General features: G+C 72.6%; 6 protein-coding genes. 2 read left to right on the forward strand and 4 right to left on the reverse strand.

What is annotated here, in order from left to right:
- Window positions 1–5: 5 nt before the first annotated feature.
- Complete coding sequence (gene clpB / locus H180DRAFT_RS16130) at window positions 6–2,645, forward strand: ATP-dependent chaperone ClpB (RefSeq protein ID WP_055486778.1); 2,640 nt, start codon at window positions 6–8, stop codon at window positions 2,643–2,645.
- 91 nt (window positions 2,646–2,736) lie between these two features.
- Entirely contained in the window at window positions 2,737–3,270 is a 534-nt protein-coding gene (locus tag H180DRAFT_RS16135) for a type III secretion system chaperone family protein (RefSeq protein WP_055486779.1), read from the forward strand.
- Window positions 3,271–3,329: 59 nt separating this feature from the next.
- On the opposite strand, the gene H180DRAFT_RS16140 is transcribed toward H180DRAFT_RS16135, so the two are convergent.
- From H180DRAFT_RS16140 to H180DRAFT_RS16155, 4 genes are all read right to left on the reverse strand, one after another.
- A complete protein-coding gene (locus tag H180DRAFT_RS16140; protein WP_055486780.1) occupies window positions 3,330–7,304 on the reverse strand; it encodes a type I polyketide synthase in 3,975 nt (1,324 codons plus the stop codon).
- Window positions 7,301–12,517 carry a non-ribosomal peptide synthetase gene (locus H180DRAFT_RS16145; RefSeq protein WP_055486781.1) on the reverse strand — a complete coding sequence of 1,739 codons (5,217 nt, stop codon included), beginning with the start codon at window positions 12,515–12,517 and terminating at the stop codon, window positions 7,301–7,303. Before H180DRAFT_RS16145 ends, H180DRAFT_RS16140 begins: the two co-directional genes overlap by 4 nt.
- A gap of 195 nt (window positions 12,518–12,712) precedes the next feature.
- On the reverse strand, window positions 12,713–15,169 hold the full coding sequence (locus H180DRAFT_RS16150) for a SpoIIE family protein phosphatase (protein ID WP_055486782.1): 2,457 nt from the start codon (window positions 15,167–15,169) through the stop codon (window positions 12,713–12,715).
- A 198-nt stretch (window positions 15,170–15,367) separates the two neighbouring features.
- Complete coding sequence (locus tag H180DRAFT_RS16155) at window positions 15,368–16,600, reverse strand: pyridoxal phosphate-dependent aminotransferase (protein WP_055486783.1); 1,233 nt, start codon at window positions 16,598–16,600, stop codon at window positions 15,368–15,370.
- Window positions 16,601–16,632: the final 32 nt, after the last annotated feature.

The following is a 16,632-nucleotide window of genomic DNA, read 5'->3' on the forward strand; positions in this document are numbered from 1 at the left end:
CGCCAGTGGACGCGGAGCTGACCAACAAGAGCCGGGAAGCGATCAGCGCGGCCAGCGACAGGGCGGTGACGGACGGGCACCCGGACATCACCGCGGCCCATCTGCTGCTCGCGCTGCTTCAGGGCCAGGACAACGAGAACATCTCCGACCTGATCGCCGCCGTCGACGCCGACCAGGCCGCCCTCCGCTCGGGCGCCGAACGCCAGATCGCGGCGCTGCCCAGCGTCCAGGGGTCGACGGTGAGCAAGCCGCAGCCGGACCGGCCGCTGCTTGCCGTCATCGCGGACGCCACCCAGCGGGCGAAGGAGCTCGGCGACGCCTATGTGTCCACCGAGCACCTGCTCATCGGCATCGCCGCCAAGGGCGGCCAGACGGCCGACCTGCTCAAGGAGCAGGGAGCCACGGACAAGAAGCTGCTGGAGGCGTTCCAGTCCTCGCGCGGCAGCCGCCGGGTCACCAACCCCGACCCGGAGGGCACGTACAAGGCCCTGGAGAAGTTCGGCACGGACCTGACCGCCGCCGCGCGCGAAGGCAGGCTCGACCCGGTCATCGGCCGGGACCAGGAGATCCGCCGCGTGGTGCAGGTGCTCTCCCGCCGTACGAAGAACAACCCCGTGCTCATCGGTGAGCCCGGCGTCGGCAAGACGGCCGTCGTGGAGGGCCTGGCCCAGCGCGTCGTCAAGGGCGACGTGCCCGAGTCGCTCCGCGACAAGCGCCTGGTCGCGCTCGACCTCGGGGCGATGGTGGCGGGCGCCAAGTACCGGGGCGAGTTCGAGGAGCGGCTGAAGACGGTGCTCTCCGAGATCAAGGAGAGCGACGGCCAGATCATCACCTTCATCGACGAGCTGCACACCGTCGTCGGCGCGGGTGCCGGGGGCGACTCCGCCATGGACGCCGGCAACATGCTCAAGCCGATGCTGGCCCGCGGCGAGCTGCGCATGGTCGGAGCCACGACGCTCGACGAGTACCGCGAACGCATCGAGAAGGACGCCGCGCTGGAGCGCCGCTTCCAGCAGGTGCTGGTGGCCGAGCCGACCGTCGAGGACTCCATCGCGATCCTGCGCGGGCTCAAGGGGCGCTACGAGGCGCATCACAAGGTCCAGATCGCCGACAGCGCGCTCGTGGCCGCCGCGGCGCTCTCCGACCGCTACATCACCTCGCGGTTCCTGCCCGACAAGGCCATCGACCTCGTCGACGAGGCTGCGTCCCGGCTGCGCATGGAGATCGACTCCTCGCCCGTCGAGATCGACGAACTCCAGCGCGCCGTCGACCGGCTGAAGATGGAGGAGATGGCGCTCGCCAACGAGACCGACCCCGGCTCCGTCGAGCGCCTGGAGCGGCTGCGCCGCGAACTGGCCGACCGCGAGGAGGAGTTGCGCGGACTGACCGCCCGCTGGGAGAAGGAGAAGCAGGGCCTCAACCGCGTCGGCGAGCTCAAGGAGCGCCTCGACGAGCTGCACGGCCAGGCCGAACGTGCCCAGCGTGAAGGGGACTTCGAGTCGGCGTCACAGCTGCTGTACGGGGAGATCCCGGACGTGGAGCGTGAGTTGGAGGAGGCCTCCGCCGCGGAGGAGGAGGCCGCGTCCCAGCCCGAGCGCGAGACGATGGTGAAGGAGGAGGTCGGCCGCGACGACATCGCGGACGTCGTGGCGTCCTGGACGGGCATTCCCGCCGGCCGGCTGCTGGAGGGCGAGACGCAGAAGCTGCTGCGCATGGAGGACGAGCTGGGCAGGCGCCTGATCGGTCAGACCGAGGCCGTACGGTCCGTCTCCGACGCCGTGCGGCGCACGCGCGCCGGCGTCGCCGACCCGGACCGCCCCACCGGATCGTTCCTCTTCCTCGGCCCCACCGGGGTCGGCAAGACCGAACTGGCCAAGGCGCTCGCGGACTTCCTCTTCGACGACGAGCGCGCCATGATCCGCATCGACATGAGCGAGTACGGGGAGAAGCACTCCGTCGCCCGGCTGGTCGGCGCGCCTCCCGGCTACGTCGGATACGAGGAGGGCGGGCAGCTCACCGAGGCGGTGCGCCGCCGCCCGTACTCCGTCGTGCTGCTGGACGAGGTCGAGAAGGCGCATCACGACGTCTTCGACATCCTGCTCCAGGTCCTCGACGACGGGCGCCTCACGGACGGCCAGGGCCGGACGGTCGACTTCCGCAACACCATCCTCGTCCTCACCTCCAACCTGGGCAGCCAGTACCTGATGGACCCCCTGGAGAAGCAGGAGGAGAAGCGCGAGAAGGTGCTCGCGACAGTGCGCTCGTCCTTCCGCCCGGAGTTCCTGAACCGCCTGGACGACGTCGTCGTCTTCTCCGCCCTCAGCGGGGAGGAACTGAGCCGCATCGCACAGCTCCAGATCGAGGCGCTGCGGCGGCGGCTGTCCGACCGGCGGCTGGAGCTGGAGGTCACGCCCGACGCCCTGGCCTGGCTGGCCCGCGAGGGCAACGATCCGGCGTACGGGGCAAGGCCGTTGCGGCGTCTGGTGCAGACGGCGATCGGCGACCCGCTGGCCCGCGAGATCCTCTCGGGCGAGGTGCGCGACGGTGACACGGTCCGCGTCGACCACGTCGAGGGCTGGGAGGGCCTGATGGTCGGCAGCACCACACCCGAGGCCGCGGGAGACGCGGACACCGTGAGCGCCTGACCGGCGGTGACGCGGGTACGTCCCGCGTCGCTTGCCAGGAAGGGCCCGGCATGGTGGAGGATGGCGACATCCGTACGAAGGGAAATACACGGTGAGCATCGATCCGTCCTCGATTCCGAACTTCGGGGGCAAGGAGCCCGGCCCGGAGGAATCCGGCCCGACCGGCCCTGTCATCCCCGACCAGGAGCTGGTCAAGCAGCTGCTGGACCAGATGGAGCTGAAGTACGTCGTCGACGAAGAGGGAGACCTCGCGGCGCCGTGGGAAGAGTTCCGCACGTACTTCATGTTCCGGGGCGAGGAGGAGCAGCAGGTCTTCTCGGTCCGTACGTTCTACGACCGGCCCCACCCGATCGAGGACAAGCCGAAGCTGCTGGAGTCCATCGACGACTGGAACCGGCGCACGCTGTGGCCGAAGGTCTACTCCCACACCCACGACGACGGCACCGTCCGTCTGATCGGTGAGGCGCAGCTGCTGATCGGCACCGGTGTCTCGCTCGAGCACTTCGTCTCCAGCGTGGTCAGCTGGGTGCGTGCGTCGATCGAGTTCGACAGGTGGCTCGTCGAGCAGTTCGGCTTGGAGAAGGACGCGGAGTCCGGCGAAGAAGGGCCCGACGGCTCCGCCTGACGCCAGGGCCTGTCCGGCGGGCGGCCGGGCGCCCCCGTTCCGGGGCGCCGGTCGCTGCGTCAGGCGTTCCGCAGCGCGTTCCTCACCTGCGTGACCATGGGTGTGAGGATGCGGCGGCCACCGATCTCGTGGAAGTCCGGGTCGTAATCCGCGATGGCCCGCTCGACCGAACGGCCCCACAGGACCGGGTGGTCGATCTGCGCGGCGAGTTCGCCCGCGATGCCCTCCGCGGAGTGCGGCCGGGCCGTCGTGTTGGCGATGACGGGCACGGACGGCGGCGCCCACGCAGGCGCGGCCCTGTCCAGAACGGCACTGAACTCGCCCGCGGCGGGCCCCATGAGCCGCGAGTGGAACGGCCCACCGACGTCGAGCCTGCGCACGGAGCGGGCTCCGCTGCCGAGCAGTGCGGACGTCAGGTCTTCGAGTTCGTCGTCCGGGCCCGCGAGGGTGTGCAGACGCGGCGCGTTGGCGGCGGCGAGGTCGACCCGCGTCGGGCCGCGCTCGTCGAGAACCGCCCGGATCTCCTCCTCCGCAAGGCCGTTGACGGCGATCATTCCGCCGCCGGAGACGCGTGCCATGGCCGCGCCGCGCTCCGCGGCGAGCCGCAGCCCCTCGGCGAACGGGAAGACTCCCGCGGCCTCCAGCGCGTTGTACTCGCCGAGGCTGTGACCCAGCACCACGGACGGCCGGTCGCCGTTCTGCTCCTGGTGCTGCCGCAGGGCCAGCGCGTTCACGGTGTAGAGCGCCGGCTGGGTGTACGCGGTGTCCCTGAGCGGGCGACGCGGGTCTCCGGCGCACAGGTCCGCGACCGAGTAACCGAGGACCTCGTCCGCCTCGGCCGTCAACTCGGGGTAGCGGGCGAAGAGTTCGCGTCCCATTCCTTCGAACTGGCTGCCCTGGCCGGGGAAGAGCAGCGCTGAGGGACGGTGCTGCCGGTGCTCGTCGGCGGCCGGCGCCGGGACACGTCCGGGCCTGTCCGCTGCGAGGGCCCGGTCGTAGGCGGCCGCCAGCTCCGGGAGTTGGGGCGCGTCGAACATGCTGAAGTGGTGGCCGGGGACGACGGTGGCACGCAGCTCGCCGGTGAGCAGATGCCGCCAGCTTCCGACCGTGCAGTCGGCGGGGGGCGCTCCGTGCGCGGTGCTCAACAGCCCGTCCGGCACGGGCTGTTCGGCCGTGAAGAGATGGACGGGGCCGCTGTAGCGGCGCGGCCGGTACGCGGTCAGGGCCCGGTCGCACACGCGCCACACCTCGTACATGCGGCGCAGCTCGCGGACGGTGGCCTCGCTCCAGCCCGACGGGCGCACCGACTCGATGGCCTCCTCGGCCGTGCGCGGCGGCCGCTCCGGTGCCGGGGCGGGAAGCCCGAACATCAGCCGCAGCAGACGGGGATACAGGGTGAGGAACTCCGGCTCGGTCAGCGCCCGGTCGCCCGGCTGCGGCGGCGGGGTGTCCCACATCAGCACCCGCTCGACCTCCTCGCCCGCCTCGGTGAGCAGGTGGGCGGCCTCCAGCGCGACCGCACCGCCCATCGAGTAGCCGCCGACGCGGTACGGGCCGTGCTCCCGCACCCGGCGGATGAGGCGGACATAGTGCTGCGCCATGCGCGGGACGGTGGTCAGGGAGCCGGCGAGCGCGGACGGGTAGCCGATGCCGTACACCGGGCTCGCATCGTCGCTGTGCGCGGCGAGCGCCTGCGCGAAGGAGACGGAGCCGCCCGAGGGGTGGATCAGGAACACCGGCACGTCCCTCTCCGAGCGGTCGGGGCGGCCCTCCTTGACCAGCACTACCGTGTCGCCGGCCTGGCCGGGGAGGCCGGCACCGGCGTCCTCGGCGGCCTCCGCGTCCTCGGCGGCCTCGTCGTGCGGTCCCGTGGACCACTCGGCGACGCGGCGGGGTGTTCCCAGCGCCGTGAACTGCTCCGGCGTCAGGTCCGCGCCGAGCTGCCCGCGCAGCGCGTCGACGAGGCCGATGGCGTGCAGCGAGTCACCGCCGAGCTCGAAGTAGTCGTCGTCGGGGCCCGCCGACGCGATGCCCAGGTGAGACCGGAAGAGCGCGGTGGCGGTCTCCACCGGGCCGGCGGAGCCCTCCGCTCCGGTGGCTTCCGCTCGGGTGGCTTCCGCTCCGGCGCCCCCTCCCGAGCCTTCCGGTCCCGAGCCGTCCGGTCCCGAGCCTTCCGGTGCGGGGCGCGCGCGCTCCTCCCCGCGGCTCTCCGGCTGCCGGTCACCCGGCTCCGGTTCGATCCAGTGGCGGGTGCGCCGCAGACGCAGCCCCGGCAGCGGCGTCTTCCGCGCCTCGCCCGTCTCGCCCGCGCCGCCCGCCCGCGGGGAGCCGCCGCCGGAGTCCCCGTGTGAAGTCCGGTCCTCCTGGGCCGCAGCCGCGTCGAACCGGCTGTCGAACCGTCCGTCGCGCACCTCCTGCAGCCCCGCCCGCGCCTGATCCATGTCGCCTGCGGTCACAGTGGTGCGGCACGGCAGCGCAAGCCGGCCGTGGGCCAGCGTGTACGCGAGGTCGTCGAGCCGTGTCCGCGGATTCCGGTCCAGATGGGCCAGCAGGTCGCCGGCGAGTTCGCGCAGGCGGTCCGCGTCGGGTGCCGACAGCGGCAGCACGTGGGCTGCGCCGGAGCCCGGCCGGAACGGCCCACGCGCGGGGGGAGCCGGCGCCCTCTCCAGAACGCAGTGCGCGTTCGTGCCGCCGATGCCGAGGGATGTGACGGCGGCGGCGTCGAGAGGCCGCTCCGGGCGGGTCAGCCGTCGGTGGACGACGAAGGGCGTCTCGGACAGGCGCAGTTCGGGGTTGGGCTCGGTGAAGTTGATCTGCGGGGGGAGCGTCTGGTGATGCAGCACCAGAGCCGTCTTGATCAGTCCGGCGATGCCCGCGGCCGCGTCGAGGTGGCCGATGTTCGCCTTGATGCTGCCCAGCGCGCACTCGTCCGGCGGGTCGCCGGTGGTCTCGTACGCCTGTTGCAGGGCGGCCACTTCGATGGGGTCGCCGAGGTAGGTGCCCGTTCCGTGCGCCTCGACGAAGCCGACCGCCGAGGCCGGGACGCCGGAGACCTCCAGGCATGCGCGGACGACCTCGTCCTGGCCGGCGGCGCCGGGCGCGCTGTAACCCGCCTTCGCCGAGCCGTCGTTGTTGACGGCCGTGCCGGCGACGACGGCGTATATGCGGTCCCGGTCGGCGATCGCGTCGTCCAGCCTCTTCAGCACGGCCACTCCGCAGCCGCTTCCGCGCACCATGCCCGAGGCGGCGGCGTCGAACGGACGGCACTGGCCGTCGCGCGAGAACGTGCCGCCCGCCTGATGGCGGTAGCCCACGGTCTGCGGTGTGAAGACGCTGACTCCGCCCGCCACCGCCACGTCGCACCGCCCCGACCGCAGTGCCGCGCACGCCTCGTCGACTGCCACGAGCGAGCTGGAGCAGGCCGACTGCACGGTGACGCTCGGGCCGCGCAGATCCAGCGCGTACGAGACGCGGGTGGCCAGGAAGTCCTTGTCGTTGCCGAGCAGTACGGGATACGTGAACGCCTGGTCGCGGTGTTCCGCCGAGCGCAGGACGTTGTGGAGCAGGTACGAGCTGAGGCTGGTGCTGCCGAAGACGCCGACGCGGCCGCCGTGCGCGGTGGGCGGTGTGCCCGCGTCCTCCAGGCCCGCCCACACGCATTCGAGGAAGATCCGGTGCTGCGGGTCCATGAGACGGGCCTCGGCCGGGGTGATCCCGAAGAACTCCGCGTCGAACTCGTCGATGCCGGGAAGGTCGGCGCCGAAGGGCACGTAGCCGGGGTCGTCGAGCCGGCTCTGCGGGACGCCCGCGGCGCGGAGTTCGGCGTCCGGGAAGCGGCGCACCGCCTCGGTGCCGGAGGACAGCATCGACCAGAGGGCGTCGATGCCGGCCGCGCCGGGGAAGCGGCCCGCCATGCCCACGATCGCCGTCCGCCCGCTTCCCGCGCCGGGCCCCGAAGGGACGCGGGCGGGACTGCCGGCCGGGGTGCGGGCCGGGTTGCCGGTGGGGGTGCCCGCCGGGTTGCCGGTGTTCAACTCCCCTCACCCGCCTTCTCCTTCATGCACAGCCTGTGGACATGGGCGGCGTACGTGCGGACCGTGGGGTGGCTGAAGACGTCGACCATGCGCAGGCCCGCCAGCCCGAAGCGCCCGGCGACCTGCTCGTGGATGAGCGCGACGTGCAGGGACGCACCACCGATGTCGAAGAGCCGCTCGTCCGGGTCGAGGGAGTCGACCGTGATGACGTCGCGCCAGATTCCGGTGATCTGCTCCTGGACGGACGCCAGTTCGGGCACCGCTGCCCCCGCTTCCGCCGCCGGTGCCGTCGCTGCTTCCGCCGCCGGTTCCGCCGCCGCCGTCCCCGCCGCCCGTTCCGCCGCGGGCGCGGTGGGCCCGCCCTGCTGACCGCCGGCTTCCCGCGCACCGTCCGCCGCCGGCGGGACGGGCAGCGCCGCGCGGTCGATCTTGCCGCCCTCGGTGAGGGGGAAGCGTTCGAGCGCCGTGAGCACGCGGGGGACCATGTACGCGGGCAGTCTCGCGGCGGCCAGGTCCGTCAGTTCCCGCGAGGTGACCTCCTGCCCCGCAGCAGTCGTGTAGTACCCGGCGAGATACGGGCTGCCGGGCCGGTCCTCGCGCCTGACGACGACCGCGTGCGTGACGTGCGGGTGCGCGCGCAGGGCGGCCTCGATGTCGCCCGGCTCCACGCGGAAGCCGTACAGCTTGATCTGCTCGTCGCCGCGGCCCACGTAGTCGACGGTGCCGTCGGGCCGCCACCGGGTCAGGTCGCCGGTCGCATAGAGCCGTTCACCGGGGGGACCGAACGGGTCGTCCGTGAAGCGCTCGGCGGTCAGCTCGGGGCTGCCCAGATAGCCGTGGGCGAGTCCGGGCCCGCCGAGGTGGAGTTCGCCCACGACCTCCACCGGCACGAGCTGCCGGTGCGAATCGAGGATGCGGACCCGGGTGTTGGGGGTCGGACGGCCGATCGGCACCGGCGCGGTGACGTCGTCCGGAGAGTTCATGACGTGGTACGTGGCGTAGGTCGTGGCCTCGGTCGGCCCGTAGGCGTTGATCAGGCGCATTCCCGGCGCGGCCTCCAGCGCGGCCGCGGCGAGCGCGGGGTTGAGCACCTCGCCGCCGACCACGAGCGTCTCCAGCCCGGCCAGGGACGACGGGGCCGCCTCCACCTGGCGGTGGAAGAGCGCCGTGGGCATGTCGGCGTGCGTGACCGCGTGCCGCGCCATGTGGGAGGCCAGCCCGTCGGGGGTCAGGGCGCCCGACGGCGGCAGCACGAGCCGCCCGCCGTTGCCCAGCGTGCCCCACATGTCGAAGGTGACGAGGTCGAAGGAGAGCGACGCCACGAGCAGCAGCCGGGTCGCGGTGCCGATTCCGGCCCAGCGGGGCGCGCCGAGGGCGAGGTCGACGACGGCGCCGTGCGGGATGCGGACGCCCTTGGGCTTCCCGGTGGAGCCCGACGTGTAGATGACGTACGCGATGTCCTCGCCGGTGAGGGCGACGGCGGGCGCACGGGAGGGGCCGGCGGCGATCGCCGCCCGTTCCGCGTCGAGGAGCTCCCCGGTGAGGGTGACCACCAGGTCCGCGTCGTCGGCCATGAACGACAGGCGGTGTTCGGGATACGCCGGGTCGAGCGGCACGTAGGCGCTGCCGGTCTTGAGGACGGCGAGGAACGCGACGACCGCGTCGCTGCCGCGCGGCAGGCACACGCCCACCCGCGAGCCGGGCTCGGCGCCCCGTTCCGCGAGATAGTGGGCCAACTGATCGGCGCGGCACACCAGTTCGCGGTACGTCAGCTCCTCCTCGTCCGACACCACCGCCACCGCGCCGGGCGTGGACCTTGCCCAGTGGTCCACGAGCTGGTGCACGCAGACGTCCGCTCCGGCCGTGCCGTGCGGGGCGGCGCCGGGCGGTCCGCCGGCGAACGTGCCGAGGATCTGGGCCTGTTCGGCCGCCGTCAGCATCGTCAGCTCGTGCACGGGCAGGTCCGGCTCCGCCGTCGCCGATTCCAGGACCGCGCGGAAGTGGCCCAGCATCCGCTCGACGGTCGCCGCCCGGAACAGGTCGGTGCTGTACTCCGCCGTGAGGCGCAGTCCGCCGCCGGGGTCCGGGATGAGGTTGACGGTCAGGTCGAACTTGGCGATGCCCGTGTCGTAGTACTCGAAGGACGATTCGATGCCGGCGAACGTCATCTCGTGCCGGTAGACGTCCTCGGGGACCAGGCACACCTGGAGATACGGGTTCTCCGTCGCCGACGTGCCGCCCAGCTTCTCCAGCAGCAGCCCGTAGGGCGCCCGTTGGCGGGCGTAGGCGGCGGTGACCTTCCGCCGGGTGCGGGTCAGCAGCTGACGGAAGGAGGGCGCGCCGTCCAGGTCGGCGCGCAGCGGCAGCATGTTGAGGTAGTAGCCGACGGCCCCGTTGGTCCGGAGCTGGTCGCGCCCGGAGAAGGGGGCGCCGACGGCCACGTCACCGGTGCCGCAGTACCGGGAGAGCAGCACGTGGAGGGCGGCCAGGAATGCGCTGTAGCGGGTGGCTGCGGCCGACCTGGCCAACTCCTCGACGCGGCGGACCAGTTCGGGCGACAGATGGCCGCGCACGAGCGCTCCGTTCCCCGAGGCCGTCTCCGGGCGCGGGAAGTCGGTGGGCAGATCCGTCGTCTCCGGCAGGCCGGCGAGCTCCTCGCGCCAGTACGCCACGTCGTCGTCCACGTGGCCGCCGGTGACCAACTCGTGCTGCCACAGCGCGAATTCGCAGTACTGGCCCTCGGGCGGGCCGAGGCCGTGGGGAGAGCCGGTGGTGTACTGCGTGTAGAGCGCGGAGAGTTCGGCGAAGAGGATGTCCGCCGACGCTCCGTCGAACGCACTGTGGTGCAGGGTCAGCACCAGCAGGTACTCCTCGTCCCCGCACCTCACCAGATGTGCGCGCAGGTGCGGGCCGCGGGAGAGCTCGAACGGTCTGTGCACCGCGTCCCGTACGGCCTGCCGCAGCGCGGCGTCCCGGTCCCCGGAGGTGCTCACGTCCTCGGTGGTCATCTCCACCGGTTCGGCCGGGCGGACGATCTGCCGCAGCGTGCCGCCGCTCATGACGAGGTCGGTGCGCAGGGCCTCGTGCCGTTCGGCGACGGTGTCCAGCGCGTAGGACAGCGCGTCGCGGTCCAGCGGCCCGCGCAGCCGCAGTGCGAGGGGTTCGTTGTATACGGCGCTCCCGGGGTGCAGCGAGTCGTGGAACCAGAGTCCGCGCTGCCCGTACGTCGCGGGAACGGGTTCGCCGGGCTGCGCGGCCCGCATCCGAGGGGCCGCGGCGGGCGCGGCACCAGCCGCGGTGTCCGGCGGCGAGGGTTCGGCGAGCGTCCTGCTGACCACTTCCTGAAGGTCGCCGAGGTCGTCCGCCAGCAGGATCTCGAGCACCGGCACCGCTCTGCCCAGGCGTTCGGTGAGGTCGGCCGCCATCCGGCCGGCGGCGAGCGAGTCCCCGCCGTTCGCCAGGAAGGACAGCCCGGGGTCCGGCGTCCGGTCCGTGCCGGACGTGCTGCCGAGCACCTCGTTCCACAGGCGCAGCAGTTCGGGCTCGACCTCGGTGTCCTGCGGGTGCTCGCCGACGGCCGGGCCGAATTCCGGTACGTGCGTGTCGGCGGCGAGGGCCGCTCTGTCGATCTTGCCGTGCCCGGTCAGCGGGAACCTCTCCCGCACGACGATCCGGTGGGGCACCGCGTACCAGGGCAGCCGCTCCCGCAGCTGCTTGCGGACGCGGGCCACGTCGAGCGACTGGCCGGCGGGGCCGGGCGCCGGTACGACGTACGCGACGAGCTGATCGGTGCCGGAGCCGCCGCCGGTGTCCTCGGCGGGGGCCGTGCTGCCGTCGCCCCGGCCATCGGCGGGGCCGGTGCCGGAGCCGGGCGCCGGGAGCTTGAGCACGACGGCCTGCGCGAGCCCGGGCTGGTCGAGCAGGGCGTGCTCGACGTCCCCGGGCTCCACCCGGTGACCGCGGATCTTGATCATGTGGTCGACGCGGCCGAGGAAGGTGTACACGCCCTCGCGGTCCACGCGGACGATGTCCCCGGTGCGGTAGTACGGCCGAGGTGTGCCGTCCTCGGCCGTGCGCGTGTAGAAGGCGGGCCGGTCCCCGCCCTGCGGGTGCATGTAGCGCCCGACTCCCACCCCGCCGATGTGCAGTTCCCCGCGTGTGCCGTCGGCGTGGTCCTGGTCCGTCCCGTCGGCCGCGACTGCCGCCGTCCCCTCCGGCTCCGTCTCCAGCGGCTCGACGAGCAGGTCCGTGGCGCGGATCGCGGTGCCGATGGGCGTGCGTTCCGGCCCTTCGTCGGCCTCCGTCACCTCGTACATCGACACGCACACCGACGCCTCGGTGGGCCCGTAACCGTTGATCAGGGTCAGGCCGGGAAGGGCCCGCTTGATCTCGCCGAGCAGGCCGCGGGGAATGGGCTCGACGGCGACGATGATGCGCTCCAGCGACCGCAGGTCGAGCCCGGAGCGCAGCCCCTGCGCCATGGCGGGCAGGAAGGCCGCGGGAACGTACGCGTGTGCGATGTGCTCGTCGGCCAGCCACTGCGCGAACTCCGCGGGGTGCCAGCGGCGGTTGTCCGGCGTGACGACGAGCTCGCCGCCCGTGGTCAGCGACGTCCAGGTCTCCAGCACGGCAGCGTCGAACCCCGGGCTCGCGCATGTGCTGTACCGGCTGCGGGGCGCCAGTTCGCGCCTGGCCACGCACTCGTCGAGGAGGTTCAGGATGCCCGCGTGCCGGATCACGATTCCCTTGGGACTCCCGGTCGACCCCGACGTGTAGATCACGTAGGCATCGTCGGCGGTCACCCGGGCCGCGTCTCCCCACGATCCGGCCGATATGTGCTCGTGCGGGTCCGGCCCGCTGATCACGGCGGCGGGCGCGGCGTCGGCGAGGATGCTGTCGATGCGCTGCCGCGGGTAGGACAGATCGACCGGCAGATACGGCTTGCCGCAGCGCATCGCCGCCAGCGCGGCGTTCACCTGGTCCGGGCCGGGTTCGATCAGTACGGCGACCGGCCCCGGCCGGTCCTCCACGAGGGGCCCGAGCTGCCGGGCGAGTGCGTGGGAGGAGTCGCGGAGCTCCCGGTATGTCGCCGCGGCCGTTGCGGACCGTACGGCGACGGCCGACGGGTCGCGCTCCGCGGCCGCGTCGAAGCGGCGCAACAGGGTGTCCGGCTGTGTCCTGGGGGTCCTGGGGGTGAGTTCCTGCTGTGTCATGGCGGATGCTCGCAGGGTCGGCGTGCTTCAGCGTTGCGCCCTGGCCGCAGGCCCCCGGGTCCCTCCGGCCGGTTCCGGACGGACCTGTCCCGATCCGGTTCCCTGGCGCCAGGTTCCGTGCTCACGTACCTCCAGCATATGCGCCGAGCGCGGAGGTTCCCGATCAACTCCGTTACGGGGCAGGGAATCCCGTGGTCAGCCGTTGATCGGCAGCTCGAACCAGACCACCTTGCCGGACGTCACCGACCGCGCCCCCCACTTTCCGGCGAGCTCGTTGACGAGCACCAGCCCCCTGCCCCACTGGCCGTCGGCGGTCAGCTCCGCACGGTGCGGAAGGCGCTCGTCCCCGTCGGAGACCTCCACCACCAGGCTTGCACCCTTCGCCAGCTGGATCCCGACGTCTCCCCGCCCGTGCTGGAACGCGTTCGTGACCAGCTCGTTCGCCAGCAGCCGGGCCGTCTCCCGCAGGGCCCCGAGACCCCAGTCGGTCAGCGTCCGGTCGATGAGCTGCCGGGCCCTGGACGCCATGGGCGCCTCGGGCGGAAGGATCCAGCGGACGCTCCTGTGCCCCGGCATGGGTGTCGCCCGGGCCATCAGGACGGCGAGGTCGTCGCCCGCCGACCAGGGCGCGAGCTTGCCGACCACGTTGTCGCACCACTTCTGCACCGACAGGACGGACGGCCCCGGAGCGGTCAGCGCCGACTTCAGCGCCTCGATGCCCTCGTCTATGTCCTTGCCCCGCTGTTCGATCAGGCCGTCCGTGTAGAGCACCAGCGTGCCGCCCTCCGGCAGCACCAGGTCGGTGACGGGATAGTCGGGTACGCCGAGCCCGATGCCGAGCGGCACCCCGGGCTCCACGGGGACCGGACCGGTGGAGCTGTCCCGGTGCCGCAGCATCGGCGGCGGGTGGCCGGCGCTCGCGATGCTGCACTCCCGGGTCACGGTGTTGTACACGGCGTACAGGCATGTGGCGTGCTGCATCGCGGGACTGCTCTCCACGATGTTGTCGAGCCGCGTCAGCAGGTCGACCGGCTCCAGGTCGAGCCTCGCGAGCGTGTGCATCGCGGTGCGCAACTGGCCCATACCGGCGGCGGCGTGGATGTCGTGGCCCATCATGTCGCCGACGACCAGCGCGACGCGGTGGCCCGAGAGCGGTATGACGTCGAACCAGTCGCCGCCGACGTCCGCGGAACGGCTCGTGGACCAGTAGTGGTAGCCGATCTCCAGGCCCTGCCGTACGGGTATCTCCCTCTCCCCCGGCAGCATGTTGCGCTGGAGCGCCAGTGCCGTCCGGCGCTCCTCGTCGTACATCCGCGCGTTGTCGAGATTCAGGGCGGTGCGCGCCGTGAGTTCCTCCGCGACCCGCCGGTCGTCCTCGTCGAGGGGGTCGCGCTGCGCGGACCGGCCGAACGTGACGAGCCCGAGGCACAGCCCGCGTGCCACCAGCGGCGCCATCACGACCGAGCCCAGCCCGGCTTCCCGGAGGCACGGCAGGGCCGCCTCCGAGGCGAGGGCCGCGGCCTGTTCTTCGTCCGGCCTCTCGGTGTGCCAGGAGAGCCCCGAGAACAGGCTCGTGTGCGCGGGCGATCCCACCGGGTGCTCGTGCCGGCTGCCGGAGACCGCGGAGCGCGGGCTGCCCGAGGGGCCGTCGGCGGCGGCGCGTCCGGCGAGCAGCACCGTGGACACCGGGACGCCGTGGTCGGCGAAGGCGCTGCCGTCCAGGAAGTCGGTGCGTATCTCCACGGTGGCGACGTCGGCGAAGTCGGGCACGACGAACTCGGTCAGCTCCCGCGCCGTCTTCGTCATGTCCAGGGTGGTGCCGACCTTGCTGCCGGCCTGGTTCACCATGTCGAGCCGCTGGCGCACTGCGGAGGCCTCCAGCAGGGCCGTCTCCCGCTGCGTCACGTCGACGATCAGCCCGCCCAGGCCCAGGACGCGGCCGTCCTGTGCGGTCAGCCGGAAGAACGTCACGGACCAGACGCGGTCACGGTCCCGGTGGCCCTCGGTACGGCCGGAGATCAGGACGTTGTGCAGGGGCACGCCGGTCTCCATGACCTTGCGCAGGTGCTTCTCGTACTCGCCCCGGTCCGCGGGGCGCACGATTTCGCTCACGCTGCGCCCGACGTGGTCCTCCGCCGGTACTCCGTTGAAGCGGGCGAGCACGTCGTTGACCATCACGTAGCGGAGGTCCGTGTCGAGAATCCCCATGCCGTGCGGAGAGGTCTGCACGAAGGCGTCCATGAAGGGCGCGAGGGCTCCGTCAGGGGCGGACGCGGCCTTTCCTCCCCCGGCCCCGCCGCCGTCGTGCTGTGCCGGGTCGCTCACCTCGCACAGCAGCCCGGTGGCGGCCCGTCCCTCCGGTTGTCCTCGCGTCCCGCCCTGCGCGCCGTCCTCCCACAGGGGTGAGCAGCTCAGCAGCACGTCCTGCTGCACCCCGTCACCGAATGTCACGGGCACGACCCGCCTGTAGTTCTCCCCGGCCGCGGCGCGGCCCCTGGCCTCGGCCAGGGCGCTCTGCGCGGTCTCCGCGAAGAGCACGCGGCAGTGCCTGCCCAGCACGGCGGCGGCCGGTCGGCCGAACCATGCTGCGGCAGCGGGGCTCCACGACGTCACGTGCGACGCGTGATCGATGGTGAAGGAGGCTGTAGGCATCTTCTTCCAGGGCTGTGTTGGATGAATTGCCCGTTTTTTAGTGTATTGGCCGATTCCTGCTCCTGCCCGGCGGTGCGGGCGACGCCGGACCGCCCGGGCTTCCGCGTCCGGAGCATCCGTGCCCCGGTCACCCCGCGCCCCGCGTGAACCCCGTGACGAGCAGCTCCGGGGACATGGATCGGCACTCTCGTCAGGGCCTCAGCCGGGAGCGCCCTTCAGCCGTGTGACGGCGTCCGCCAGCACCTCCTGCCGCTTGCAGAAGGCGAAGCGGACGAAGGGGGCGCCCGCCTCCTCGTGGTCGTAGAAGACCTGCGTGGGCACGGCCACCACGCCGCAGCGCTCGGGCAGCGCGAGGCAGAAGCCGATGCCGGAGCTCTCGCCCAGGGGGCGGATGTCGGTCGTGACGAAGTAGGTGCCGGGCGCCCGGAAGACGCCGAAGCCCGCCTCGGCGAGGCCCCGGGAGAGCAGGTCACGCTGGGCGCGCAGGTCTTCACGCAGCTGCGTGTAGTAGCTGTCGGGCAGCGCCAGCGCTTCGGCGACCGCGTACTGGAAGGGCCCGGCCGAGACGTACGTGAGGAACTGCTTCGCGGAGCGGACCGCGCTCACCAGTTCCGGCACCGCGGTCACCCAGCCGACCTTCCAGCCCGTGAAGGAGAAGGTCTTGCCGGCCGAGCTGACGGTGACCGTGCGCTCGCGCATGCCGGGGAACGACGCGATCGGGATGTGCTCGCCCTCGTAGACGAGATGCTCGTAGACCTCGTCGGTGACCACCAACAGGCCGCGTTCGACGCAGAGTTCGGCGATCGCCGCCAGCTCGTCCCGGCTGAGCACCGTGCCGGTGGGGTTGTGCGGCGTGTTGAGCAGGATCAGCCGCGTGCGGTCGGTGACGGCGTCGTGCAGCTCGTCCAGGTCCAGCCGGAAGGTGCGCTCCCCCTGTGCGCCGCCCTCCGAGGGGGACGGCCGCAGCGTGACGGGGACGCGGGTGCCGCCGGCCATGGCGATGGCGGCGGCGTACGAGTCGTAGTACGGCTCCAGGGCGACGACCTCGTCGCCGGGCTCGACGAGCGCGAGCAGCGCCGCGGTGATGGCCTCGGTCGCGCCGGCGGTGACCAGCACCTCGGTGTCCGGGTCCGGGTCGAGGCCCAACTGCCCGTACCAGCGCCGCTGGTGGGCCGCGACGGCCGTGCGCAGCTCAGGGACGCCGGGACCGGGCGGGTACTGGTTCCCGCGTCCGTCGCGCAGCGCCCGTACGGCGGCCTCGCGCACTGCTTCGGGGCCGTCGGTGTCGGGAAAGCCCTGGCCCAGGTTGATCGCGCCCGTCCGGACGGCGAGAGCGGACATCTCGGCGAAGATCGTGGTGCCGAACTCGGCGAGACGCCGGTTGAGCAGCGGGCGTCCCGTGGCGCCCGGATCAGCAGTCATGGCGGTCATCCTGAGGGAAGCGTCCGCGTTCCTCAACTCCC

This window comes from Streptomyces sp. WMMB 322, assembly GCF_900090145.1.
Classification (GTDB): domain Bacteria; phylum Actinomycetota; class Actinomycetes; order Streptomycetales; family Streptomycetaceae; genus Streptomyces.